General features: G+C 72.9%; 23 protein-coding genes and 1 riboswitch. Of the genes, 7 read left to right on the forward strand and 16 right to left on the reverse strand.

Features of this window, described 5'->3' with window-relative positions; translation table 11 throughout:
- Positions 1-102: 102 nt before the first annotated feature.
- Positions 103-573 carry an SRPBCC family protein gene (locus KBX26_RS11795; protein ID WP_030330297.1) on the forward strand — a complete coding sequence of 157 codons (471 nt, stop codon included), beginning with the start codon at positions 103-105 and terminating at the stop codon, positions 571-573.
- A 192-nt stretch (positions 574-765) separates the two neighbouring features.
- Here KBX26_RS11795 and KBX26_RS11800 read toward each other — a convergent pair whose 3' ends face one another.
- From KBX26_RS11800 to KBX26_RS11820, 5 genes are all read right to left on the reverse strand, one after another.
- Positions 766-1,275 (reverse strand): hypothetical protein, encoded by a 510-nt coding sequence (locus KBX26_RS11800; protein WP_036411067.1) that lies wholly within the window; start codon positions 1,273-1,275, stop codon positions 766-768.
- 141 nt (positions 1,276-1,416) lie between these two features.
- Entirely contained in the window at positions 1,417-2,481 is a 1,065-nt protein-coding gene (locus KBX26_RS11805; protein ID WP_030330294.1) for a hypothetical protein, read from the reverse strand.
- A 5-nt stretch (positions 2,482-2,486) separates the two neighbouring features.
- A riboswitch (cyclic di-AMP (ydaO/yuaA leader) is annotated at positions 2,487-2,618 on the reverse strand.
- Positions 2,619-2,759: 141 nt separating this feature from the next.
- Entirely contained in the window at positions 2,760-3,677 is a 918-nt protein-coding gene (locus KBX26_RS11810) for a cation diffusion facilitator family transporter (RefSeq protein ID WP_030330292.1), read from the reverse strand.
- Positions 3,678-3,783: 106 nt separating this feature from the next.
- Positions 3,784-5,901, reverse strand: coding sequence for an AAA family ATPase (locus tag KBX26_RS11815; protein WP_030330291.1), 2,118 nt, complete (start codon positions 5,899-5,901; stop codon positions 3,784-3,786).
- Positions 5,902-6,009: 108 nt separating this feature from the next.
- Entirely contained in the window at positions 6,010-6,957 is a 948-nt protein-coding gene (locus tag KBX26_RS11820) for an alpha/beta fold hydrolase (protein ID WP_210865430.1), read from the reverse strand.
- A 169-nt stretch (positions 6,958-7,126) separates the two neighbouring features.
- On the opposite strand from KBX26_RS11820, the gene KBX26_RS11825 reads away from it, so the two are divergent.
- A complete protein-coding gene (locus KBX26_RS11825) occupies positions 7,127-7,750 on the forward strand; it encodes a carbonic anhydrase (RefSeq protein ID WP_210863459.1) in 624 nt (207 codons plus the stop codon).
- A 104-nt stretch (positions 7,751-7,854) separates the two neighbouring features.
- On the opposite strand, the gene KBX26_RS11830 is transcribed toward KBX26_RS11825, so the two are convergent.
- Entirely contained in the window at positions 7,855-8,184 is a 330-nt protein-coding gene (locus KBX26_RS11830; RefSeq protein ID WP_030330285.1) for a hypothetical protein, read from the reverse strand.
- A gap of 309 nt (positions 8,185-8,493) precedes the next feature.
- On the opposite strand from KBX26_RS11830, the gene KBX26_RS11835 reads away from it, so the two are divergent.
- Positions 8,494-8,985, forward strand: coding sequence for a DUF3145 domain-containing protein (locus tag KBX26_RS11835; RefSeq protein ID WP_030330284.1), 492 nt, complete (start codon positions 8,494-8,496; stop codon positions 8,983-8,985).
- Positions 8,986-9,081: 96 nt separating this feature from the next.
- Positions 9,082-10,815 carry a glycoside hydrolase family 3 protein gene (locus KBX26_RS11840; protein WP_210865431.1) on the forward strand — a complete coding sequence of 578 codons (1,734 nt, stop codon included), beginning with the start codon at positions 9,082-9,084 and terminating at the stop codon, positions 10,813-10,815.
- Between the two features lie 26 nt (positions 10,816-10,841).
- Here the strand turns inward: KBX26_RS11840 and KBX26_RS11845 are convergent, their stop codons facing one another.
- Positions 10,842-11,504, reverse strand: coding sequence for a lipoprotein (locus tag KBX26_RS11845; RefSeq protein WP_030330280.1), 663 nt, complete (start codon positions 11,502-11,504; stop codon positions 10,842-10,844).
- Positions 11,505-11,636: 132 nt separating this feature from the next.
- Here KBX26_RS11845 and KBX26_RS11850 point away from each other — a divergent pair, with 132 nt between their 5' ends.
- Positions 11,637-11,855: a hypothetical protein gene (locus tag KBX26_RS11850; protein WP_030330279.1), complete on the forward strand. Its 219-nt coding sequence runs from the start codon at positions 11,637-11,639 to the stop codon at positions 11,853-11,855.
- Between the two features lie 214 nt (positions 11,856-12,069).
- Here the strand turns inward: KBX26_RS11850 and fabF are convergent, their stop codons facing one another.
- From fabF to KBX26_RS32730, 7 genes are all read right to left on the reverse strand, one after another.
- Positions 12,070-13,296: a beta-ketoacyl-ACP synthase II gene (gene fabF / locus KBX26_RS11855; RefSeq protein WP_030330277.1), complete on the reverse strand. Its 1,227-nt coding sequence runs from the start codon at positions 13,294-13,296 to the stop codon at positions 12,070-12,072.
- Positions 13,297-13,298: 2 nt separating this feature from the next.
- Positions 13,299-13,538: an acyl carrier protein gene (locus tag KBX26_RS11860; protein ID WP_030330276.1), complete on the reverse strand. Its 240-nt coding sequence runs from the start codon at positions 13,536-13,538 to the stop codon at positions 13,299-13,301.
- A gap of 85 nt (positions 13,539-13,623) precedes the next feature.
- Positions 13,624-14,568, reverse strand: coding sequence for a beta-ketoacyl-ACP synthase III (locus tag KBX26_RS11865; protein WP_030330274.1), 945 nt, complete (start codon positions 14,566-14,568; stop codon positions 13,624-13,626).
- Positions 14,565-15,491, reverse strand: coding sequence for an ACP S-malonyltransferase (locus tag KBX26_RS11870; protein ID WP_030330272.1), 927 nt, complete (start codon positions 15,489-15,491; stop codon positions 14,565-14,567). The genes KBX26_RS11865 and KBX26_RS11870 overlap by 4 nt, the downstream gene beginning before the upstream one ends.
- 78 nt (positions 15,492-15,569) lie before the next feature.
- Positions 15,570-16,889 carry a PucR family transcriptional regulator gene (locus KBX26_RS11875; protein ID WP_374224270.1) on the reverse strand — a complete coding sequence of 440 codons (1,320 nt, stop codon included), beginning with the start codon at positions 16,887-16,889 and terminating at the stop codon, positions 15,570-15,572.
- 3 nt (positions 16,890-16,892) lie between these two features.
- Entirely contained in the window at positions 16,893-17,594 is a 702-nt protein-coding gene (locus tag KBX26_RS11880; protein ID WP_210863430.1) for a response regulator transcription factor, read from the reverse strand.
- Entirely contained in the window at positions 17,591-18,775 is a 1,185-nt protein-coding gene (locus KBX26_RS32730; protein ID WP_030330266.1) for a sensor histidine kinase, read from the reverse strand. Before KBX26_RS32730 ends, KBX26_RS11880 begins: the two co-directional genes overlap by 4 nt.
- Positions 18,776-19,083: 308 nt before the next feature.
- Here KBX26_RS32730 and KBX26_RS11890 point away from each other — a divergent pair, with 308 nt between their 5' ends.
- On the forward strand, positions 19,084-19,413 hold the full coding sequence (locus KBX26_RS11890; protein ID WP_030330264.1) for a hypothetical protein: 330 nt from the start codon (positions 19,084-19,086) through the stop codon (positions 19,411-19,413).
- A 124-nt stretch (positions 19,414-19,537) separates the two neighbouring features.
- Here KBX26_RS11890 and KBX26_RS11895 read toward each other — a convergent pair whose 3' ends face one another.
- Positions 19,538-20,188: a hypothetical protein gene (locus tag KBX26_RS11895; RefSeq protein WP_210865432.1), complete on the reverse strand. Its 651-nt coding sequence runs from the start codon at positions 20,186-20,188 to the stop codon at positions 19,538-19,540.
- A gap of 253 nt (positions 20,189-20,441) precedes the next feature.
- On the opposite strand from KBX26_RS11895, the gene KBX26_RS11900 reads away from it, so the two are divergent.
- A complete protein-coding gene (locus tag KBX26_RS11900; protein ID WP_245233571.1) occupies positions 20,442-21,047 on the forward strand; it encodes a copper resistance CopC family protein in 606 nt (201 codons plus the stop codon).
- Positions 21,048-21,219: 172 nt separating this feature from the next.
- Here KBX26_RS11900 and gltX read toward each other — a convergent pair whose 3' ends face one another.
- Positions 21,220-22,629: a glutamate--tRNA ligase gene (gltX, locus tag KBX26_RS11905; protein WP_030330259.1), complete on the reverse strand. Its 1,410-nt coding sequence runs from the start codon at positions 22,627-22,629 to the stop codon at positions 21,220-21,222.
- Positions 22,630-22,641: the final 12 nt, after the last annotated feature.

A 22,641-nucleotide genomic window follows, 5' to 3' on the forward strand; every position in this document is an offset into this window, starting at 1 on the left:
CGCCGCATCGGCCCGGCCCGGCGCGGCGTCGGGTGCGATCGGGCGTTGCCAGCCGGACATCGGTACGGGACGATCGGGCGACCAACGGCGGCGGGAGACGGTGTGCTCAGCAGCGATACCTTCAGCTACACCGTCCAGGCCCGGAGTTCACCAGCCGAGGCCGCGGCGCTGCTCAGCGACCTGACCCGGCAGGGCGAGCTGCATCCGCTGATCGTCCAGGTCCGCCGGGTGCCGCCCCGGCCCGGGGCCCGGGCCAGCTACACGATCAACGACCGGTTGGTGGCCGGCCCGCTGCGCTTCCGGACCACGTACCACGCGGACGTGCTGATCAGCGAGACCGACGAGATCGTCATGGTGGCCCGCCAGTGGCCGGCGACCACGGTGCGCAACCACACCCGACTGCGCGCCGAGCCCGACGGCCTGGTCCGCATCGACGTGGAGATCACCCTGACGGCGCCGACGCCGCTGTTCCGGTACGCGTTCCGCCAGGCCCGAGCCGCCCACCTCGCCCTCGCCACCCGGCTGGGCGCAGCCCTCGACCGCACCGGCGAACCCCCACCGCCCTCGGCCTGACCCTCCGCCCCGCCCTGCGCCCCCGCCCCGGCCCGCCACCCCGCTTCATGATCGTGCTCAATCCAGGATGTAGTGGCCTCCTGTCGCATCGAGGCCACTACATCCTGGTTCGAGCGCGATCATGGGTGGGCGCCGGCCACGCGCGATCATGGGTGGGCGCCGGCCACGAGCGTCATGGGTGGGCGGGGGTCGTTAGGGCCGTGCGGTGGCGCGGCCGCGGCCGGCGACGGTGGCTGCGGCGGTGCGTCGGCGGCCCCACGGCTTGTAGGTGGAGAGCACCGTCGCGATGATCATCAGGCTGGTCGACACGGCCGGCGCGATGACCAGGTCGGCGCGATCCCGGGCGGGCAGGGCGGCGCCGACCGCTCCGGCGTGGCGCAGGTTCGGGGTGAGCAGGAACAGCACCAGCCCGACCATCACGGTGGTGAGCACGAGCTTGACCAGCACCCAGCGGTGCCGCAGCAGGCCCCACGGGGTGAGCAGCGAACTGGCCACTCCGATCAGCCAGACCAGGACGCTCAGCGGCGCGAACAGCACCGTGCCGATCAGGGCCGTGACCGGGTAGACCACCGCCGGGTCGGCGCCCCGCTGCACGGCGATGCCGAGGGTGAGCAGCACCAGGTCGGTGCCGAGCCAGCCGAGCGAGGTGACGAGGTGCAGGGTGAGCAGCGCCTTGCGGGTGGTGGGTCGGATCCGAGGCATACCGCGATGCTGCCCGCCGGCCCCGGCCGGGTCGTCCGCCGAGCGACGACATCAGGGGTACGCCCGGCGACGTAGCCGGCCCCGGACGCGGGTGATGCCTGTGAGTCATCACGATGACTCACAGGCATCTCCACGCGTGGGTCAGTAGACCGACAGGTGTACGTGGTTGGTGTGGTCGGTGGACGGGGTCCCGTGCGCCCCGCTGTACGACTTCCATCCGCTGCTGGGCAGCCAGATCTGCTTGTACCAGATCACGTAGAGCACGGCGAGCCGGTCCGCGTTGCGGATGAAGTACGCGGCCAGGTTGTTGCCGTAGGTCTTGTCGCCGCCGGTCGCGGCTCCGCCGAAGCCGCCCTTCTGTGCGGCGAAGTCGCAGGCCCGGCCCTTCGGGTGCTCACCGGAGCCGCTGGGGCGGTGGCACGAGACGTACCGGGTGAAGCCCGCCGCCTTGGCCTGGTTGAGCGCGTGCAGGGTACGGGGGGTGATGCAGCCGCTGGCCGGCGTGGGGTCGTTCACGCTGCACGACTCGGAAGGCCAGGAGCCGTCGGAGTTGCGCGGCGCGGCCGTCGCGTTGGCGGTGGAGGTGCCCCGGTTGGAGCCGGTGTCGGCGGTGCTCTGTGTCTTGGGTGTGGTGGCCACGGTCAGGGCCCGTTCGGCCTGTTCCTTGCGCTTGGCCATCACCGCGACCTGCTTGCGCTGTTCAATGATCTCGCCGTCCAGTGCGACCCGGGTGCGGGTGGCCTGGTCCTTGCTCTTCAGCAGGTCGCGCAGCACCCGGTCCTCGTTGGCGGCCACCGCGTCCAGGGCGGCTGCCCGGTCCATGAAGCCTTCCGGGGTGCTGCTGTTGAGCAGCGCCGACATCGCGCCGAGTCGTCCGGTCCGGTACGCCACCTCGGCGATCTCGCCGACCTTGCCGTTGCGCTGGTCGATCTCGACCTCGATGGTCTTCAGCTGGGTGGTGAGCTGCTTCTGCCGTTGTACCGAGGTGTCCAGGGCTCGCTTGGCGTCCAGGTAGCCCTTGCTGGCCGCCTCGAGTTGGGCGCGCAACGCCGGGGTGCCGCCCTCCTCGTCGGAGTCGGGTGCGGCGGCCCGCAGGCCGGTCGGGGGAGCGGCCGAGGCGGTGCCGGCCGGAAGCGCGACGCCGAGGGCGAACATCGCGACGATCAGGGCCGCCAGTCGGGCGGCGGGTGGTCGTGCTGGTGCCACTGCGCATGTCCTTCCGTCAGCCGCCGACCGGGTTAGCTGACGGGTTCGGGACGGAAGATCCCTACCGCTGACGCGGATGCACCCCAGGAACATGGTTCCCCGGTTCGCCCGGTTGGGCGATTAGGCGGCGACCGCCACCGGCGCCGGGAGGCGCCGCCTGGTGGAGGCCGGGACCGAGCCTACCGGTGCCGGTGGGGCCGCTGCAGCCAATGTGACGGACGGTGCGTGCGTCACCACGGAAAATTACCTTAAAAGTGAGCAATGCTCCGAAAAGGTCGTCACCACTCGATGGAGCCACACGCGCCGGAGGCGGCGCCCGGCTCGATCTGCAACGTCGCGTGTTCGATGCGGAAGTCGTCGTGCAGGGCCGTACGCGCCGCGGTGAGCACCGCGCCGACCTCCGCCCCGGGCGCCATGGTCAGGTGTGCGGAGGCCACCTCCATGCCCGAGGTGAGCGTCCAGACGTGCAGGTCGTGCACCTCGACGACGCCGGGCACCGCGGCCAGCCGATCGTGCACGGCGGTGACCTGGAGGTGCTCCGGGGCGGCCTGCACCAGGATGCGGATAGCGGCGCGGGCCAGCCGCCAGGTGCGCGGCAGGATGAACACGCCGATGGCGACCGCGACCAGGGGGTCCGCCCACCACCAGTCGGTGACGGTGATGAGCAGCGCCGCCCCGATGACGCCGACCGAGCCGAGCAGGTCACCGAGCACCTCCAGGTAGGCGCCCTGGAGGTTGATGCTCTCCCGGGCCCCGGCGCGCAGCAGGGCGAAGGCGGCGATGTTCGCGAGCAGACCGAGCACGGCCACCGCGAGCATCGGGCCGGCGATGACCTGGTGCGGGTCGCCGAACCGACGGATCGCCTCGATCACCACGTAGATCGCCACGCCGGAGAGCAGGACGGCGTTGGCCAGCGCGGCGAGCACCTCGAGCCGGTAGAGCCCGAAGGTGCGCTGCGGGTCGTTGGTGGCCCGCCGGGTCGCCGTGATCGCGGCGAGCGCCATCCCGATGCCGAGCACGTCGGTGAACATGTGCCCGGCGTCGGAGAGCAGGGCGAGTGAGCCGGTGTGCAGGGCGGTCACCGCCTCGACCACCATCAGGGTGGCGAGCAGCCCGAACGCCGCCCAGAGTCGACCCCGGTGCTGGTGTGCGGCATTGGCGACGGACCCATGGTGGTGGTCATGACCTGCGCCCACGAGATTCACCTTCCGCCGCCGGCCGGGACCCGGTCAAATGTATGCTCACATCGCTATGTGTGCAAGTGTACGGGTGATGCCTCGCGCTGGCGGCGGTCCGCGCAGGTCAGCCGGTCGGGTCGATGGTGGTGAGCCGCTGGGTGGCCCGGGAGAGCGCCACGTACAGGGTGCGTACCCCGGCGCCCGGATCCGCCCGGATCTCGCTCGGGGCGACCAGCACCACCGCGTCGTACTCCATGCCCTTGGCCTCCAGGCTGGTCACCACCTGCAACCTGGGCGCGCCGAGCGCGCCGAGCCAACCGGCGACCTCGTCACGGCGGGGGACCGGCGTGATCACCCCGACCGTGCCCTCCACCTCGGCCAGCAGGCCGGCGGCGGCCTCGACGGTCGCGGTCTCCAACCCGGCGGCCGGCACCACCAGCTCGACCGGTTCGACCCCGGTGGAGCGGACGGCGGTCGGCAGCGGCAGGTCGGGGTAGAGCCGGCGGATCTCCGCCGCCGCCACCGCGAAGATCTCCGACGAGTTGCGGTAGTTCGTGGTCAGCGTGAACTCGTGTCGCTTACGCCGGCCCAGCGCCTGGTCCCGGGCTCGGGTCAGCTCCTCCGGGTCGCCGGTCCACGCGGTCTGCGCAGGGTCGCCCACCACCGTCCAGGAGGCCAGCCGGCCACGGCGACCGACCATCCGCCACTGCATCGGCGAGACGTCCTGCGCCTCGTCCACCACCACGTGCGCGTAGTCCCGGTAGTCCTCCGGCCGCTCCCGGGCCGCCGCGCGGGCGGCCCGCTGCCGTTCGCCGAGGGTGCTCAGCTCGCGGACACCACCGGCGAGCTGGAACGGATCGCGTCGCGCCTTGGCCGGCTGCGCGGGCTTACCGAGCAGCGCGTCCAACTCGTCCAGCAACGCCACGTCGGCGATGGTCAGCCCGGCCGAGTCCAGGTTCCGGTACGCGGCGGTGAGCAGCCGGATCTCCGCCGAGGAGAGGATTCCCGCGGCGTACCGGCGCAGCCGGTCCGGCTGCGCCAGCCAACCGAGTACGTGCCGGGGGTGCAGTCGGGGCCACCACGCCTTGAGGAACTCCCGGAACTCCGACCGCTCGGCGATCTCCGCCTCGAAGGCCGGTTGCTCCGGCAGTCGACCGCTGCTCAGCTCACGGGCCTGCGCCCAGAGCGCCGCGAACACCCCGTCGAAACCGGCCCGGCGCACCTCGTTGCGTCGTGCGCCGCGGTGCAGCGCACGGTCCCGGATCCGGTCCAGCGCGGCCCGGTCCAACCGCAGCAGCGTGCCCCGGTAGAGCAGCCGCAGCTCACCCGGGCCGCCCGGCACCGCGTCGCGGGCCGCACGCTCCAGCACCCGGCGCATCCGCAGTGAGCCCTTCACCGCCGCCACCTCGGGCGGATCGGTGCGGGTGGCGGTCATGCCCGGAAAGAGGGTGCCCAGCGAGTGCAGGGTCGCGGTGTCCTCACCGAGCGACGGCAGCACGGAGCCGATGTACTCGACGAAGACCGACGACGGGCCGACCACCAGGATGCCGCCGCCCGCGTAGCGACTGCGGTCGGAGTACAGCAGGAACGCGGCCCGGTGCAGAGCGACAGCGGTCTTGCCGGTGCCGGGGCCGCCCGCGACGATCGTCACCCCGGAGCCGGGCGAGCGGATCGCCTCGTCCTGTTCCCGCTGGATGGTCGCCACGATGTCGCGCATGCCCCGACCAGTGGCCTTGGAGAGGGTGGCCAGCAACGCGCCGTCACCGACCACCGTCATCCCCTCCGGGGCGGCGGTCGGGTCCAGCAGGTCGTCCTCGATCCGGGTGACCCGCTCGGCGCGGGACTGGATGGTGCGGCGCCGCACCACGTCCAGCGGCTGCGCCGGGGTCGCCTGGTAGAAGGCGGCGGCGGCCGGCGCACGCCAGTCGACGACAAGTGTGACGGCGTCCTCGTCGCGGATCCCGAGTCGCCCGACGTGCAGCACCTGACGGTCGCGCAGGTCCAACCGGCCGAAGACCAGCCCCTCGTGCTCGGCGTCCAGGGTGTGCCGCCGTTGCGCCGCGTGGAAGACCATCGCGTCGCGCTCGACCAGGGCACCGTGCGTGCCCACCCGTGCCATCCGGTAGCCGTCGCGTTCGGCACGGACGGCCGACTGCCGCAGCTCGGCCAGTCGGGCGTACACCCGGTCGAGGTGTCGTTGCTCGACGGCGATCTCCTGCTCAAGGCCGTTCTGGTCGGTCAACGCACGCTCCTTCAAAGGTCGCCGGCAGGCGGCGGGAACCGCGCGGGCCAACCGCAGAAGGGTACGGCCCCGGGCTCGACCCGCCGCGCCCGAGGTGCGCGAACGTGCTCAGGCACCCGTCTCGGCCGGGGTCACGTCGCAGCTGGCCGACGGCGATTCGGCGAGCACCCGCCGCACCACGCCGGTGAGCGCGGCGTTGACCTCGTCCGGGCGTTCCATCATCAACATGTGCCCGGCACCCGGGCAGACGGTCAGCTCGGTGGCCGGCAGGGCCGCCGCGATCGACTCGGCGCACGGCGGTGGGGTCAGCCGGTCCCGGTCGCCGACCAGGGCGGCGGCCGGCAGGTGGGCCAGCGCGGCGAGGGTGTCCAGTCGGTGCTGGGTGCCGATCGAGGCGCGGAACCCGCCGATCGAGCGCAGCGAGGCACGAGCCACCGCCGACGTCACCAGGCGGATGTCGGCCGGCTCGCAGCGGTCGCCGAAGAGCATCCACCGGATGCTCGGTCGCAGCGCGTTCAGCAGTGCCCGGGGCGCCCGCCACGAACCACACCGGGCCAGTACGCCGGCGCCGGTCGTCTCGGCCAGCCGGATCAACCGGGCGATCCGCGGCGAGAGACCGTAGACGGTGTGCGTGTGCCCCTCGGCGGTGGTCGAGACGAAGACCAGGCCGGCGGCACGGGCGGCGAAGTGCGCGGGGTGGCGGTGGGCGTACTCCATGATCGTCATGCCGCCCATCGAGTGCCCGACCAGCACCACCGGGCCGGCCGGCGCCACCGCGTCGATCACCGCGGCCAGGTCGTCACCCAACTGGGCCAGGGTGGCGGTGGGCAACGCCATGCAGCTGGATCGGCCGTGCCCGCGCGCGTCGTAGGCGACCACCCGCACCGCGTCCCCGAACGGCGCCGCGGTGAGCGCGTCGACCTGCCGGTGCCAGGCGCGTCCGTCCAGCGTCCAGCCGTGCAGCAGGATGGCGGTGATCTGGGCGTCTGTCGGACCCGTCGCCTCGACGTTGAGCCGTACGCCGTCCGGCAGAGCGACCTCGAACCGCTCCGGCATCGCCACCTCCCCAGGGCCGCCCAGCACCACAAGCACCGGGATACCCGGCGGTAACACCGGCTACCCGCCATCACAGCACGCCAATCGCGCCCTGGCGAACATTCCCGACCGCACCCGCGATGGACGGCGGCGGGCCAAGCTGAACGGCATGGGGTCGTCGGGAGCGCCCATGGGCGCGACGTCGGGGCAGGGGCGGCAGGCCGGCGGTACGCCCCGGGCCGCGCTGGCCGATCTGCTCGCTGGTAACCGGCGGTTCGTCAGCGGCCAGCCGGTGCACGGACACGACGTCACGGCCGCCGCCGCTGCCTCCGGCGACCAGCAGCCGTACGCCGTGGTGCTGGGCTGCATCGACTCCCGGGTGCCGCTGGAGGCGATCTTCGACCAGACCTTCGGCGCGATCTGTGTGATCCGTACCGGCGGGCACGTGCTCGATCGCGCGGTCTGCGGCTCGATCGAGTACGTGGTCGGCCAGCTCGGCGTACCGCTGGTGATGGTCCTCGGCCACGAGCGGTGCGGCGCGGTGGAGGCCACCGTGCGGGCGCTGCGCGCCGGACAGCGTCCCGGGGGGTCGTTGGCGCACCTGGTGGACGAGATCGCCCCGGCGGTGACCGAGGTGGGGATCGACGACCCGGCGGTGCAGCCGCTGGCGATCCGCCGGCACGTCCGGCGCACGGTGCGCATCCTGCGCGCGGACGACCTGCTGGCCGGGCCGGTGGCCGCCGGCCGGGTGGCAGTGGTCGGCGGGCTCTACGACCTGGCCACCGGCGAGGTCGCCCTGATCGATCCAGGCTGACCCGCCCCCTGCTCGACAGGCTGGCCCGACCCGACCCCGGACACGCGAAACCGCCCGCCGGACTGTCCCGGCGGGCGGTTTCGGTTGGTGCGGTGGGGGAGGGCTCAGCCCTCGAAGACGCCGGCCGCGACCAGGCGCTTCTCGGTGGCCTCCCAGCCGTCACCCGGGTGGGTGGCAGCCAGGTTGTTGATCTCCGCCCGGATCTTGGCGGCGTGGCCGGCGGCGGCCAGCACGCGGATCTCCTCGACGAACGCGTCGGAGTCCGTGCGCAGGTGCGCGGTCTTGCCGTTGGTCAGGTTCCGCACGTAGGCGTGCTTGCCGCCGTTGAGCGGGATGAGGTACTTGAACTCGCCCAGCACGCTGAGGGCGCCACCCTGGCCAGCCTGGCCGGCCCGGACGGACGCGCGCGCGGTCTTAGAGGTGTTGCTCGCCACGGAGGTACTCCTTGCAAGACGTACGGGAGGACTGGACGTCCGGGGGCTGTGTGCGGGCCGTACGTGAACTCGACCCGCGAAGGTGTAACGCGGCATAAGCCGCCGGTGGAACTGTACAGGACCACGACATCATGCTGGTCGTCGCGGTGTCCTGAGAGGCAACGGCGACCACCCGTCCGGCTATTCCGACCGGCGATTTTTCCGATTCCCTGGCGCACCACGCGTCACACAAGTCATCATGTGTTGCAGCAGCCACCTGGGTGGACGAGGTCGTAGGGGAAGACGCACCTCGCTCTCCGGGAGGTCACCGTGCCAACGCGTGGCGTCGTATACGTCCACTCGACCCCGCTCGCCGTGTGCTCGCACGTCGAGTGGGCGATCGCGCGCGTCCTAGCCGCGCCGGTCAACCTGCAGTGGACGGCTCAGCCCGTCGACCCCGGCGCACGCCGGGCCGAGTGCGGGTGGACCGGTCGTCCGGGGACGGGCGCCGAGCTGGCCGCTGCCCTACGGCAGTGGCCCATGATCCGTTTCGAGGTCACCGAGGAACCGAGTCCCGGGGCCGACGGCGAGCGCTTCATGTACGTGCCGGCCCGTGGCCTCTTCCGGGCGACGGTCGGCGTGGCCGGCGACATCCAACTCGGCGAGGACCGGCTTCGGACGCTGATGGCGGCCTCGCGGGCCCCGGAGGCGCTGGCGCACGCCCTCGACAAGGCGCTCGGCACGGCGTGGGACGCTGACCTGGAGCCCTACCGGTACGCGGGCGACGGCGCCCCGGTGACCTTGCTCACCCGGGTGGGCTGACCCGACGGTCCGCGAGTCGGCGACGTGCACGCCCGTCCGCCCAGGCACGCACGGGCGGTAAGGTCAAGTTGCCCCGATAAGGGAGAAGCTGGTGGGATGGGCGGCGTGTCGAATCGCCCGTGGCGCGCTCCTGTCGCTGTCGCCGCCCTGACCGCCCTGCTCGTCGCCGGCTGCTCGGGCGGCTCGCCCCGCCCCGCTCCGACGCCCAGCCCCACCGCCCCGTCCGGTGGTCCGAGCGCCCCGGCCGCGCCGCCGGCCGCCGATCCCGCCGGCCGGGCCGCCGCACTGGTGGCGACGCTGTCCGACGAAGACCTGGTCGGCCAGGTGCTGATGCCCTACGCCTACGGCGACTCGGCGACAAAGGTCTCCGCCGGCTCGGCGGCCGGTAACCAGGCCCTCGCCGGAGTCGACACCCCCGCCGACATGATCGCCAAGTACCGGCTGGGTGGCCTGATCCTGGTCGGCTTCAGCGCCGACGACCCCACCAAGGGCAACCAGGAAACCACCAACGTCGACAACCCCCAGCAGGTGCACGAGCTCACCGCCGGCCTGCGTGCCGCCGCCGGTCGGCTCGCCACCGGCCCCGCACCGCTGCTGATCGGCACCGACCAGGAGTACGGCGTCGTCACCCGCGTGACCGACGGGGTCACCGTGCTGCCCAGCGCCCTCGCGGCCGGCGCGGCCGGTGACCCGAAGCTCACCGAGGCGGCCTGGCGGGCCGCCGGCACCGAGCTGGCCGCGATGGGCATCAACATCGACTTCGCCCCGGTGGCCGACGTGCTGGCCACCCGCAGCACCGTGATCGGCTCCCGGTCCTACGGCGCCGACCCGAAGCAGGCCGCCGCGCAGGTGGGTGGAGCGGTCCGGGGCCTCCAGGCGAGCGGGGTCGCGGCCACCCTGAAGCACTTCCCCGGGCACGGCCACAGCGCCGACGACTCGCACCAGGATCTGCCGGTGCTCACCCAGTCCGCGGCGGCGTTGCAGAGCGGCGCGTGGCCACCGTTCACCGCCGGGATGGACGCGGGCGCGATGGCAGTGATGTCCGGTCACCTGGACGCGCGCGCGATCGACCCGGGGACCCCGGCGACGTTCTCGCACAAGCTGCTCACCGACGTGCTGCGCGGCCAACTCGGCTTCAAGGGCGTGGTGATCACCGACGGGATGAACATGCCGCCCGCGAAGCGCTGGGCTCCCGGCGAGGCGGCGGTCCGGGCGCTCAACGCCGGCAACGACCTCATCCTGATGACCCCGAACGTCGCTCAGGCGTACGACGGGTTGCTCGCCGCGCTGCGCGGCGGATCACTGCCCCGGACCCGACTGGTCGAGGCGGTAACCCGGGTGCTGACCATGAAGTTCCAGCTCGCGGAGCTGCCGGCGGCGCAGATGTCCACGCTCAACACCCCGGCGCACCGGGCGGCGGCCGAGGCGCTGGCCGCCGCCGCCGTCACCGTGCTGCGGGGCACCTGCGGCGCGGAGGTACGCGGGCCGGTCACCGTCACCTCGTCCGGCGGTCGGGACGGCACCCGGGCCACGCTCACCGCCGCGCTGACCGCCGCCGGGGTGTCGGTCAAGCCCAGCGGCGGCACTGTCGTGCACCTGGTGGGCTACGGCGACGGCGCCGAGGACCTGCGCGCCGACGCGGCGGTCACTGTCGCCATGGACACCCCGTACGTGCTGGCCGGCGCCACGTCACCGACGCTGCTGGCCACGTACTCCTCCAGCCGGGCGTCGATGACCGCGCTGGCCGCCGTGCTCGCCGGCAAGGCCCGGCCGGGCGGCCGGTCGCCGGTGGCCGTCCCCGGACTGCCCGCGAGCACCTGTCGCACCTGACCTGTCGACGCGTGCGCCGGGCGACCTCACTCGCCCGGCGCGAGCCCGCGCACCGCGAGCCGGTACGCCGGCAGCACGTCGGTCCGCTCGGTGATCAGCCCCTCGTTGACAGCGAAGACCAGCGTCTGCCCGGCCGACTGGACGGCCAGCGCCCAGTTGCGCGACTCCTCCTCGACCAGCGGGTTGGTGGCGATCCAGGTCATCTCGGTGCCGTCGAAGCCGCCGGCGCGCAGGTCGCGGAACTGTGCCCCGGTGACCGTCTCGCCGGCCCCGGCCGCGAAACCCTCCAGCGCGGCGCGCGGTGTGCCGGTTGGCGAGTCCGCAGCCCAGATCCGCAGGAATCCGCCACCGGCCGAGCGGCCGTCCACCTCGCAGCGCACCGTGGTGCCGCCGCGCTTGGTGAGCGCCTCGCCGACCAGTTCGGCCAGCTCACCCTTGGGCTGCTCGATGGCCTTTGCCGTCCACCCGTCGGCCAGGGGAAACGACACCGGGACCGGGCAGGGTGAACCCGTACCGCCGGTCGTGCCGCCGGGCGACGCCGGGGCCACCTCGTCGTACCAGGGCTCACCCGTGGCCTGCGGCGCAGGGTCGCCGGCCGTGGCACCGGTGGGGGCGGCGTCGTCACCGCAGCCGGCCAGCAGGCCGAGGGCGAGCAGCGCCGACACGGCAACGCGGGTACGAGTGTCCATGGTGGTGATCCCCGTCAGTCGATCTTCAGTCGGCCCATCTAAGCCGGGCGCTGTCCCGGCGTCAATCGGCATCGGCTCCGCGCCACCGAAATCAGGTCGCCCCGAGCCCGGCCGGTCTGACAACCTCCCCCCATGGGAGCGGCAGCGGGATTCCGGCACACGCAACGGGCGGACGGCACAGTGGTGATCACCCACCACGGACGGGTCGCCGGGACGCTGCGCGGCGCGCGGGCCGAGGAGTTCCTCGCCGAGGTCGACGACGATCCGCAGTTGGTGATGGCCCGCTGGACCGGCAACTACCGCCACGGCAACGAACGCACCGCGAAACAGCACCCCCGCAACCGGGGCTGAACGACCTAAGGGCCCCTCCTCGACGAGGAGAGGCCCTAGTGCGTGTGTCGAAGCCCCTGGCCGGCCTGCGGCGGGCCCAGACAACGGCCGGCCGCGTTGGAGGTTGGGCCGGATACAACACCGGTATCCGGCCCAACCTCCGCCTTGCCGGACCGCCGCCTGGACTCCGCCTCGGCTCGACCGAGGACTTCGACACACGCCCTTACGCAGTAGCTCAGGGTCGGGCGAAAACGAGCGCCACGTTGTGGCCGCCGAAGCCGAACGCGTTGTTCAACGCGGCCGGGATCTCCATCGGGCGGGCCTTGTGCGCGGCGACGTCCAGGGTGAGGCCGGGCTCCGGGTCGTCCAGGTTGATCGTCGGCGGGACGATGCTGTCGCGGATCGCCAGGATGGTGGCGATCGACTCCAGCGCGCCCGCCGCGCCGAGCAGGTGACCGGTCATCGACTTCGTCGCGGACAGCACCGGGTGGTCGCCGAGCGCCTTGTGCAGCCCGCCGATCTCCAGCATGTCCCCGACCGGGGTCGAGGTGGCGTGCGCGTTGACGTGCACGATGTCGCGCTTGGCGATGTCCGCGTCGGCGATCGCCTTGGCGATGGCCCGGATGGCGCCCTCGCCCTCGGCGTGCGGCTGCACGATGTCGTACGCGTCGGAGGTGATGCCGGCACCGGCGAGGCGCGCGTACACCCGGGCGCCCCGGGCTGCGGCGTGCTCGGCCCGCTCCAGCACCACGATGCCGGCGCCCTCACCGAGGACGAAACCGTCCCGGCCCCGGTCCCACGGGCGGGAGGCCCGCTCCGGGTCGTCGTTGCGGGTCGACATGGCCCGCATCGAGCTGAAGCCGGCGATCGGCAGCGGGTGGATGACCGCCTCGGTGCCGCCGGCCACCACCACGTCGGCCCGGCCGGAGCGGATGATGTCCAGGCCCAGGGCGATCGCCTCGGCGCCGGTGGCGCAGGCGCTGGCCACCGAGTGCACGCCGGCCTTCGCGCCGAGCTCCAGGCCCACCCAGGCAGCCGGACCGTTCGGCATCAGCATCGGGATGGTGTGCGGGGAGACCCGCCGTGGCCCGGAGGCCTCCAGGATGTCGTCCTGGGCGAGCAGGGTGGTGGCACCGCCGATGCCGGAGCCGACGCTGACGGCCAACCGCTCCCCGTCAAGGTCGGAGCCGGCGAGGCCGGCGTCCGCCCAGGCCTGCTGCGCCGCGATGATCGCGATCGCCTCGGAACGGTCCAGGCGGCGCAGGCGGACCCGGTCCAGCACCTCGGACGGCTCCACCGCCAACTGGGCGGCGATCCGGACCGGCAGTTGCTCGGCCCACTCCTGGGTGAGAGCACTCACCCCGGAGCGGCCGGCGAGCATGGCGTCCCAGGTCGACGCGACGTCCCCGCCAAGCGGGGTCGTCGCGCCGAGCCCGGTGACGACGACGTCGGAACGACTCATGATCAGGACTGGGCCGCGATGTAGCTGACAGCGTCACCGACGGTCTTGAGGTTCTGCACCTCGTTGTCCGGGATCTTGACGCCGAACTTCTCCTCGGCCGCGACCACGACCTCCACCATGGAGAGCGAGTCGACATCGAGGTCGTCGGTGAAGGACTTCCCCTCGGCCACGTCGTCCGGGTTCACCCCGGCAACCTCTTCGAGGATCTCGGCGAGGCCGGTGGTGATCTCGTCACGGGTCATTGCGGTTGGTTCCTTTCATCGGGATTATCCGGCGGTCGGCGTCGCCCACCGCCGCTCCTCGACGCGTACGCGCCCGAGGGGGTCATCAGGGGCAGCGGACGACCTGACCGGCGTAGGTCAGACCGCCGCCGAAGCCGAACAGCAGCACCGGCGCGCCCGAGGGCACCTCCCGGCGCTCGACCAGCTTGGACAGGGCCAGCGGAACGCTCGCCGCGGAGGTGTTGCCGGACTCGACGATGTCCTTCGCGATGATCGCGTCGGGGATGTTGAGCCGCTTGGCGATGCCGTCGATGATCCGGGCGTTGGCCTGGTGCGGCACGAACGCGGCCAGCTCCGACGGCTCGACCCCGGCCCGCTCGCAGGCCTGGAGCGCGAGCGGCGCGATCGCGGTGGTGGCCCAGCGGAACACCGCCTGCCCCTCCTGCTGGATGTACGGGCGCCAGCCCTCGATGCGGACCGCGTCGCTCTTGTCCGGCACCGAACCCCAGACGACCGGGCCGATTCCGGTCGGCTCGTCGTCGGCGGTGGCGGAGACCACCGCGGCACCGGCCCCGTCGGCGAAGATGATGCAGGTGGAGCGGTCGGTCCAGTCGGTGAAGTCGGACAGCTTCTCCGCACCGATGACGATCGCGTTGCGCGACGCCCCGGCCCGGATGGCGTGGTCGACGGTGCCCAGCGCGTAGGCGAAGCCCGAGCAGGCGGTGTTGAGGTCGAACGCGCCCGGCGCGGTGATGCCCAGCTTGGCGGCGACGCGGCAGGCCACGTTGGGGCTGCGGTCGATGGAGGAGCAGGTGGCGACCACTACCAGGTCGATGTCGGCGGCGGTCAGGCCCGAGTTGGCGAGCGCCTTGCCGGCGGCCGCGGCGGCCATGTCGGCGACCGTCTCGCTGTCGGCGATCCGCCGGCTGACGATGCCGACCCGGTCACGGATCCACTCGTCGTTGGTGTCGACGAGCTGGGCGATGTCGTCGTTGGTCACCACCCGGGACGGCTGGTAGTGCCCCATCGAGACGATGCGACTGCCAGTCATGAACGACCTCCGATACGGGCGATCAGGTCCCGTGCGGCCGGCAGGTCGTCCGGGGTGTTGAGGGTGACGATCTCCGGGGCGCCGTCGCCCTTGAGTTCCCGCTTGACCAGACCGGCGAGGGTGCCGGCCGGGGGCAGTTCGATCACGCCGGTGACGCCGAGGTCGGCCAGCGTCCGCATGCACAGGTCCCAGCGCACCGGCGCGGTGACCTGACGGACGAGGCGCTGCACCATGGCCGCGCCGTTGTCGACGGCGGTGCCGTCGAGGTTCGACAGCAGGGTCCGGGCCGGGTCGGCGGCGGCGATCCCGGCGGCCGCCGCGGCGAGCGCGGTCTCCGCCGGAGCCATGTACGGGGTGTGGAACGCGCCGGCCACCTGGAGCCGGATGACCCGGGTCCGGGCCGGCGGGGCGGCGGCGAGCTTGTCGAGCCCGTCCAGGGCGCCCGCGGCGACGATCTGCCCGGCGCCGTTGCGGTTGGCCGGGTAGAGCCCGTTCGCCTCGATCGCGGCGATCACCTCGTCGGGGTCACCGCCGAGCACGGCGGCCATCCCGGTCGGCTCCAGCGCGCAGGCGGCGGCCATCTCCCGGCCGCGGACGCCGGCCAGGGTGATCGCGGCGTCGGCGGAGAGCACTCCGGCCAGCGCGGCGGCACCCAACTCGCCGACGCTGTGGCCGGCGGTGAGCGCGACGCCGTCCAACGGCAGGTGCTCGGCCGCGAGCAACGCCGCGGCGACCAGCAACGGCTGGGTGCGGGCAGTGTCCTTGATCTCGTCGGCGTCGGCGGCGGTGCCCAGGTGCAGCAGGTCGACCCCGGCCAACGCCGACCACTCGCGCAGTCGCGCCTCAGTGCCGGTCAGGTCGAGCCAGGGGGTCAGGAAGCCGGGTTTCTGAGAACCCTGGCCGGGACTAAGTACAGCGAGCACGCCTATGACTCTCCCGGATAAAGGCGGGTAACGCTGTGCCGCCTTCGACCAAACCGTACTAGGACCTTTGGAGGTTTCCTACAAAGATCGGCGAGGATCACCCTCGTTTTGCGGGGATTTCCGGGCGGCCGGGGTCATTGTCTGAGTCGGGACCGCAGAGGCGAGCGGGGCAACCGGGTCCAACCGACCCACGGTCAGCGCGACCTGGAGGGCGAACGCGTCGCGCGGAGACAACGGCGAGAACCCGGTCACCTCGGCGATCCGGCGCAACCGGTAACGCACCGTGTTCGGGTGCACGAACAGTGCCCGGGCCGCGCTCTCCAACGTGCCACCCGCGGCCAGGAACGCGTCCAGGGTCGCCAGCAGTTCCCCGCCGGCACGCACCAGCGTCGCGTACACATCGTGGCGCAGCCGCCGACGGGCCTCCGCGTCACCGGCGAGGGCCCGCTCCGGCAGCAGGTCCGCCGCCGGCACCGGGCGGGGCGCGCTGGGCCATGCCGGCGCGGCCCGAAAGCCGGACAGCGCGGCCCGCGCCGACTCGGTCGCCTCGTCCAGGCTCGGTACGGCGGGACCGACGACCACCGGGCCATCCCCGAACGCGCTCAGCAGCTTCGCCGTGGCGGTCAGCGGATCCGGTGCGCCGCCCAGCACGATGACCAGCCGGTCGCCGTGCACACCGCCGATCACCTCCACGCCGATCCGGCGGGCCTGCCGGTAGACCACGTGCAGCACCGCGGAGACCTCGCCACCGGGCGACCGGCCGACCGCCACCGCCACCGGCGGCGCGTCCGTCCAGCCGAGCGCGGCGGCCCGACTGGCCAGCACGTCCGGCGAGTCACCGCGCAACAGGGCGTCGACAAGCAGCGCCTGCAGCCGGGCGTCCCACGCGCCGCGCGACTCGGCGGCCCGCGCGTACACCCGGGCGGCGGAGAACGCGATCTCCCGGGAGAAGCGCAGCACCGCCTCGCGCAACTGCTGCTCCTCGCCCTCGGCGGCCAGGTGCGACACCTGCTCCTCGACCACGTCGATCGTCACCTTGATCAACGCCACGGTCTGCTGGAGGGTGATCGACCGGGCCAGCGCCTGCGGGGCGGCGGCGAAGACCTCGTCCGAGACCTCCTGGGTGCTGTCCGCCGTGCCGCCGCCCTCGCGCAGCCACTGCACCAACGACCTCGCGCCCGCCTGGGCGACCAGCATCACCCAGGAGCGCTGGTCGGCCGGCAGCGACCGGAACCAGGGCAGCGTCTCGTCCATCCGGGCCACGCTGGAGGTGGCCAACGCCCCCGCCGATCGTTCGATACGGCGCAGCGTGGCCGACAGCTCCCCACCGCCCGGCGTGCTCACCGCCCTAGCCTGACACGTCGTGAGCAGGCCAACCACGTCGGCACCGGTCGGCACGGCTCACGGCTGCGGGGGAGCGGGCAGACCCAACTCCTGGGCCAGGATGGCGGCCTGCACCCGGCTGCGCAGGTCCAGCTTCGCCAGGATCCGGCTCACATGGGTCTTGGTGGTGCTCTCCGCCAGCACCAGCCGGTCGGCGATCTGCTGGTTGGACAGGCCCAACCCGAGGCAGGCCAGCACGTCACGCTCGCGCGGGGTGAGGGTGGTCAGCGCGGCCCGGGTGTCCGCCGACGCGCCCGGCGTGGTGGCCGCGAACGCGGTGATCAGGCGGCGGGTCACAGTGGGCGCGATGAACCCGTCGCCCCGGGCCACCGTCCGCACCGCGCTGACCAGACCGTCGGCGTCGGTGTCCTTGAGCAGGAACCCGGCCGCGCCGGCCCGCAACGCCCCGAAGACGTACTCGTCGAGGTCGAAGGTGGTGAGCACCAGCACGTCGGCGAGCCCGTCGGCGACGATCGCCCGGGTCGCGGAGATCCCGTCGGAGTGGGGCATCCGCACATCGAGCACCGCCACGTCGGGGCGCAGCTCCCGGCACAGGCGCACCGCGGCGTCACCGTCGGCAGCCTCGCCGACCACCCGGACACCCGGTGAGCCGTTCAAGATCAGGGCCAGTCCCGCGCGTACCGCCGGCTGGTCGTCGGCGAGCACCACCCGTACCGTCGCCGCGCCCGCGTCGTCCGCGGGCCGCGCCGCCCCGGTCACCCGGTCTCCCCGGTGGGCAGGGCGGCCCGCACCTGCCAGCGACCGTCGCACGGCCCGGCAGTGAACCGACCGGCCAGCAGCGTGGCCCGCTCCCGCATGCCGATCAGCCCGGCCCCGGCGCCCGGCAGCCCGGCCGCGCCCCGGCGGACCGGGTTCTCCACCGTCAGCACCACCTCGGCCGGGCGGTACGCGATCGTCAGCTCCGCCTCACCCGTACCGTGCTTCAGCGCGTTCGTCAGCGACTCCTGCACGATCCGGTACGCGGCGAGGTCCACCCCCACCGGCAGCGCGCCCGGCGTGCCATCGGTCCGGACCCGCACCGTGAGACCGGCCGCCCGAGCCCGCTCGACCAGCCCGTCCGCCTCGGCCAACCGCGCGGTGACCACCTCCGGCGCGGCCTGGCCACCGCTGCTCCCGGGTTCGCGCAACACCTCGATCATCTGACGCATCTCCGCCAGCCCCTGCACGCTGCTCTCCCGGATGACCCGCAACGCCGACTCCACCTGACCGCGATCCAAGCCGGGCACCGACAGCACGGCGGTGGCGTGGATGGCCACCGCGCTGAGGTGGTTGGCGACCACGTCGTGCAACTCCCGGGCCATCCGGGCCCGTTCGGCGCTGACCGCCTGCCGACGGTCCAACTCGACCAGCCGGGCGGTCTGCTCGGCCCGCGCCCGCTCGGCGGCGGCCTGGTCGCGGTACTGCCGCACACTGATGCCGGTCAGCACCGGCAACAGCCCGGCGAGCACCACCAGCACCCCGAGCGCCGCCCCACGCCAGTGGCCGTACCTGAGCACCCCGACGACCGTCCCGAGCAGGCTCAGCGCCACGGTGATCCGCAGCAGCCACCGCCACAGCCGGGGCGGGCCGTACACGCAGGCGTCGTAGAGCACCTGTGTGTAGACCAGGACCGTGCCCAGCGAACTACCCAGCGCCGTGTCGACCACCAGCGCGCCGGTGCCCAGCGCCAGGCTGGCGCGCGGTGCGACCCGCCGAAGAGCGACGGCGACGCACACCGCCACCAGCGGCGGCAGGAACAACGCCGAGGGCACCTCCGCGTTCGGGCGGACCTGCGGTTGCCAACCCAGGGCGTGCAACACCAGACCACCGGCCAGCGACGCGCCGGCCAGCACGAGATCACGGCCGAGGGTGCCGGAGTCGAGCCACGGTGGCGGACGCATGACCCGATCCCACCACAGCCGTCGCCGGTCGAACTCCGACCGGGGGAGGACCTCGACGGCACCGCCATGCGCCGAAAGGGGTACGCGCACCGCGCCCCGCCCGGTCCGCCCTCCGGCGGGCCCTTCGGTGAACGGCACGAAAAGATGCTGTGAACTGCGTAACCGGGTTCCGTGCTCGGCGGCGTCGCCGGGGACCGGCCCGTCCGGACGCCGGGTACGCTGCGCGCGGCCCGTCGGTCCCGGCCAGTACGGTGACAGGGCACCTCGGGGAGAGCACCCGAGGGTGGGGCGAGCGTGAGGAGACCGGGATGGCGCACGGGGAGGCCGAGCACGGCTGCGCCCAGGGCGAGCCCTGCCGGCCGGGGCACCACGACCCGCAGGCGGCGGGTAAGCACCGCCGAGCGGTCGGCGGCGCACCATCGCACCCGGCGGAGCCGCTCACCGGGCGGGCTGACGACGAGCCCGTGCTGCCGCGCCAGCGCTCCGCAGAGCCCAACACCCTCGGCGAGCCCGACTTCGACGTCCCCGCTGGTTGCCTGAGTGAACTTCCCGGCTGGGCCGGGGCGCACCGGCACGGCCCGGTCCGACCGCGTCCACGGGCCACCCGCCGGGAGCGCCCACCGCGCCGCTGGTGCTGACCAGCGCCGGTTGAGGCGCTGGCCAGCACGTGCGCCGGTGCCAGCGCCGGCTCAGCGTGTGCGGCGCCGGCTCAGCGTCAGTGTCGGCTCAGCGTGTGCGGCGCCGGCCGTGTGCGGCGCCGGTTCAGCGGGTGCGGCGGCGGATCAGCAGGGCGATCCCGGCGAGGCCGACCGTGATGGTCAACATCACGCCGACGTTGAGCAGCAGCAGGCGTTGCAGGTCGCCCAGCGCCTCGTCGAGGTCCTTCGCCGGGTCGAGCGTGTCTTCCGGGAGCACCCGCTCGCCGCCGCCCGCGCCGCCGCTGACCGTGTCGAACTGCCGCTCCAGCGGCACACCGGCGGTGCGCAGGGTCTCGGACATGCTGAGCCGACCCAGGAACCAGCCGGCGCTGGTCTTGCGGCCGTCCGGCTGCTTGGCCGGCCGGTAGACGCGGGGGCCACCGACCGCCTTCGGATAGAGGTCGTAGGTCTGCTTCGGCGTATCGCCGGCGAGCACCACGACCGTGTATTTCGGACCGAGGTTGGCCGCCTTCGGACCGGTTGGCATGCCGGTGCGAGCGAGGAAGTTGACCTGATCGATGATCGCGCCCACGAGAGCGGGCTCGGCGTCCGCGCGCATTCGCAGCGGCTCGGACAGCCCTGTGCCGGTGATGTCCACTCCGGCGGGTGCCGGCTTCGGCGCGGCCGAGGCCGAGCCGGCGGTGCCCAGCGACAGCAGTGCCGCCGCCAGCGTGCCCGCCAACACGGCGGCCAACCGCCTCATGTGTCGGACCATCCCGCCTCCTCGCCCCGCTCGATGGATGGCTTCGTCGTGACGTCCGGACCGACCTGCCGGTGCGGGCATCGACCAGATGGCCGCGTCCACTCCTACAGACTCCGCAGAACGTCGATGAGTTGCAGCTTTCGGAACAGTAATTGGAACTATCTGCGATCTCTGCTCGACTAATGAGGAGCCGTTTGATCAGCGGGCGGATCGTACCCTTACGGAGGGGTTCATGGGGGGCAGGGTTACACGTACGGTGCGGGTCATGCCAGTGGTCCTCGGCGTGGCGTTCGGTGTGTCGTTTCTGGTGCCGCCCACACCGGCCGCCGCCCACAACGAGCTGACCGGCAGCAACCCGCGCGACGGTGCCCGCGTGGCGACGGCACCCGCCCGGGTCGAGCTGCGGTTCCTCGCCACGCCGTCACCGACAACGACGAAGATCACCATAACCGGACCGGACAATGTGGTCGCTGGCGGCCCACCGGTCTTCGCCGGCAGCCGGGTGCGGGTGCCGTTCAAGCCCGCGGCGGCGGGTCTCTACATCGTGGGCTACCAGCTCGCGTCCGCCGACGGGCACCCGGTGAAGGGCGAAGTGCGGTTCACCCTCACGACCGGTACGGCCGCCGACCCGTCCGCCTCGCCGTCGACCGCCGCCGGGACCACAGCTACCGGATCGCCCTCGGCTGGCGCGTCGCCCTCCGCCGTGCCGGCGTCGACCACCCCCGCCAGCTCGACGGCGTCGACGGTGCCGGCCGCGTCGGAGCAGTCCGACTCCGGCGGCCGCTGGTGGCTCTGGGGGCTCGGCGGCGTGCTGCTGCTCGCCGCGCTCGGAGCCGGCCTCGTGTTCCGCCGCCAGCGAGGGGTTCGGTGACTCTCTGACACTCACCAACCCGGGTGGGTCAGGTGTGCGCGCCATCCTTTGCTCTGCACCCGCGGAAGCGACGGTTACGGTCTGCGACCGGTGCCTATTGGGGTGCAGAGCAAAGGCGGGGCGATGCGGAGTTGGGCCGGCGACGCGCCCGTGACGCGTCGATGCGCAACAGTCAGACCAGGCGGAGGCGGGCGGCGCGGATGCGGGTCAGGGTGCGCTCGCGACCGAGCACCTCCAGCGACTCGAACAGCGGCAGACCCACGGTGCGACCGGTGACAGCAACCCGTACGGGTGCCTGCGTCTTGCCGAGCTTGAGGCCCCGCTCGGCGCCGACCGCCTCCAGCGTCGACTTCAACGACTCGGCATCCCAGGACTCCAGCGCCTCGAACGCCGCGACGGCATCGTCCAGCAGCTCGGCGGAGCCGTCCTTCATCGTCTTGGTCCAGGCCGCCTCGTCGATCAGCGGCGTGGCCAGGAAGAGGAAGTCGACGTTCGGCACGATCTCGCTGAGCACCGCGATCCGGGTCTGGGCCAGCGGCGCCACGGCGGCGAACGCGTCGGCGTCGAACTCCTCGGGCTGCCAGGGTGGCGGCGCGATGGTGTCGGTGCCGGTCAGCCACGGCTGGCAGGCGTCGATGAACTCGGCCACCGGCAGCGCGCGAATGTACTCACCGTTGAACGCGCGCAGCTTCTTCTCGTCGAAGAACGCCGAGGAGAGGTTGACCTCGTCCAGCCGGAACTCGTCCTCGATCACCGACCAGGGCACGATCTCCCGGTCGCCGGACGGGGCCCAGCCGAGCAGCATGAGGTAGTTGCGCATCGCGCCGGCCAGGTAACCCTCGTCGCGGTACGCCTCCAGGGCGACCTTGTCCCGGCGCTTGGAGAGCTTCTGCCGCTTCTCGTTGACCACCACCGGCACGTGCGCCCAGACCGGCGGCTTGACCCCGAGGGCCTCCCAGAGCAGCTGCTGCTTGGGGGTGTTGGGCAGGTGCTCCTCGGCCCGGATCACGTGGGTGATCCCCATGGTCATGTCGTCGACGACGTTGGCCAGCAGGAAGACCGGCGAGCCGTCGCCCCGGGCGATGACGAAGTCCTCGATGAGCTTGTTCTCGAAGGTGGGCTCACCGCGGATCAGGTCGACCACCACTGTCGTGCCCTCGTCCGGCGTACGGAAGCGCAGCGCGCGACCCTCACCGGGGCCGAGGCCGAGGTCGCGGTGGTAGCCGTCGTAGCCCTGGTACTGCGAGCCGGTGCGGGCCTGCACGTCCTCACGGGTGCAGTCGCAGTAGTAGGCACGGCCCGACTCGTACAGGCGCGCGGCGGCGGCCCGGTGCTCACCGGCGTTCGCCGACTGGAAGTAGGGGCCCTCGTAGCTGCCCCGGGTGATGCCGATCCAGTCCAGGGCGGAGAGGATGCCCTCGGTCCACTCGGGCTTGTTGCGCGCCGCGTCGGTGTCCTCGATCCGCAGCACGAACACGCCGCCCTGCTGCTTGGCGTAGATCCAGTTCTGCAGCGCCGAGCGGGCGCCGCCGACGTGGAACATACCGGTCGGGGAGGGGGCGAAGCGCACACGTACTGTCACGTCCCCCAGCCT

Source organism: Micromonospora sp. C97 (assembly GCF_018070385.1).
Lineage (GTDB): Bacteria > Actinomycetota > Actinomycetes > Mycobacteriales > Micromonosporaceae > Micromonospora > Micromonospora parva.

What these genes read in the sequence shown, in the direction of transcription:
- KBX26_RS11800 (WP_036411067.1), bottom strand. Translation starts at nt 1,275, where the DNA reads ATGCCTCGGATCCGACCCACCACCCGCAAGGCGCTGCTCACCCTGCAC.
- KBX26_RS11820 (WP_210865430.1), bottom strand. Translation starts at nt 6,957, where the DNA reads ATGCCGGAGCGGTTCGAGGTCGCTCTGCCGGACGGCGTACGGCTCAAC.
- KBX26_RS11825 (WP_210863459.1), top strand. Translation starts at nt 7,127, where the DNA reads ATGGGCGCGACGTCGGGGCAGGGGCGGCAGGCCGGCGGTACGCCCCGG.
- KBX26_RS11840 (WP_210865431.1), top strand. Translation starts at nt 9,082, where the DNA reads ATGGGCGGCGTGTCGAATCGCCCGTGGCGCGCTCCTGTCGCTGTCGCC.
- KBX26_RS11845 (WP_030330280.1), bottom strand. Translation starts at nt 11,504, where the DNA reads ATGGACACTCGTACCCGCGTTGCCGTGTCGGCGCTGCTCGCCCTCGGC.
- KBX26_RS11850 (WP_030330279.1), top strand. Translation starts at nt 11,637, where the DNA reads ATGGGAGCGGCAGCGGGATTCCGGCACACGCAACGGGCGGACGGCACA.
- fabF (WP_030330277.1), bottom strand. Translation starts at nt 13,296, where the DNA reads ATGAGTCGTTCCGACGTCGTCGTCACCGGGCTCGGCGCGACGACCCCG.
- KBX26_RS11860 (WP_030330276.1), bottom strand. Translation starts at nt 13,538, where the DNA reads ATGACCCGTGACGAGATCACCACCGGCCTCGCCGAGATCCTCGAAGAG.
- KBX26_RS11865 (WP_030330274.1), bottom strand. Translation starts at nt 14,568, where the DNA reads ATGACTGGCAGTCGCATCGTCTCGATGGGGCACTACCAGCCGTCCCGG.
- KBX26_RS32730 (WP_030330266.1), bottom strand. Translation starts at nt 18,775, where the DNA reads ATGCGTCCGCCACCGTGGCTCGACTCCGGCACCCTCGGCCGTGATCTC.
- KBX26_RS11890 (WP_030330264.1), top strand. Translation starts at nt 19,084, where the DNA reads ATGGCGCACGGGGAGGCCGAGCACGGCTGCGCCCAGGGCGAGCCCTGC.
- KBX26_RS11895 (WP_210865432.1), bottom strand. Translation starts at nt 20,188, where the DNA reads ATGGTCCGACACATGAGGCGGTTGGCCGCCGTGTTGGCGGGCACGCTG.
- KBX26_RS11900 (WP_245233571.1), top strand. Translation starts at nt 20,442, where the DNA reads ATGCCAGTGGTCCTCGGCGTGGCGTTCGGTGTGTCGTTTCTGGTGCCG.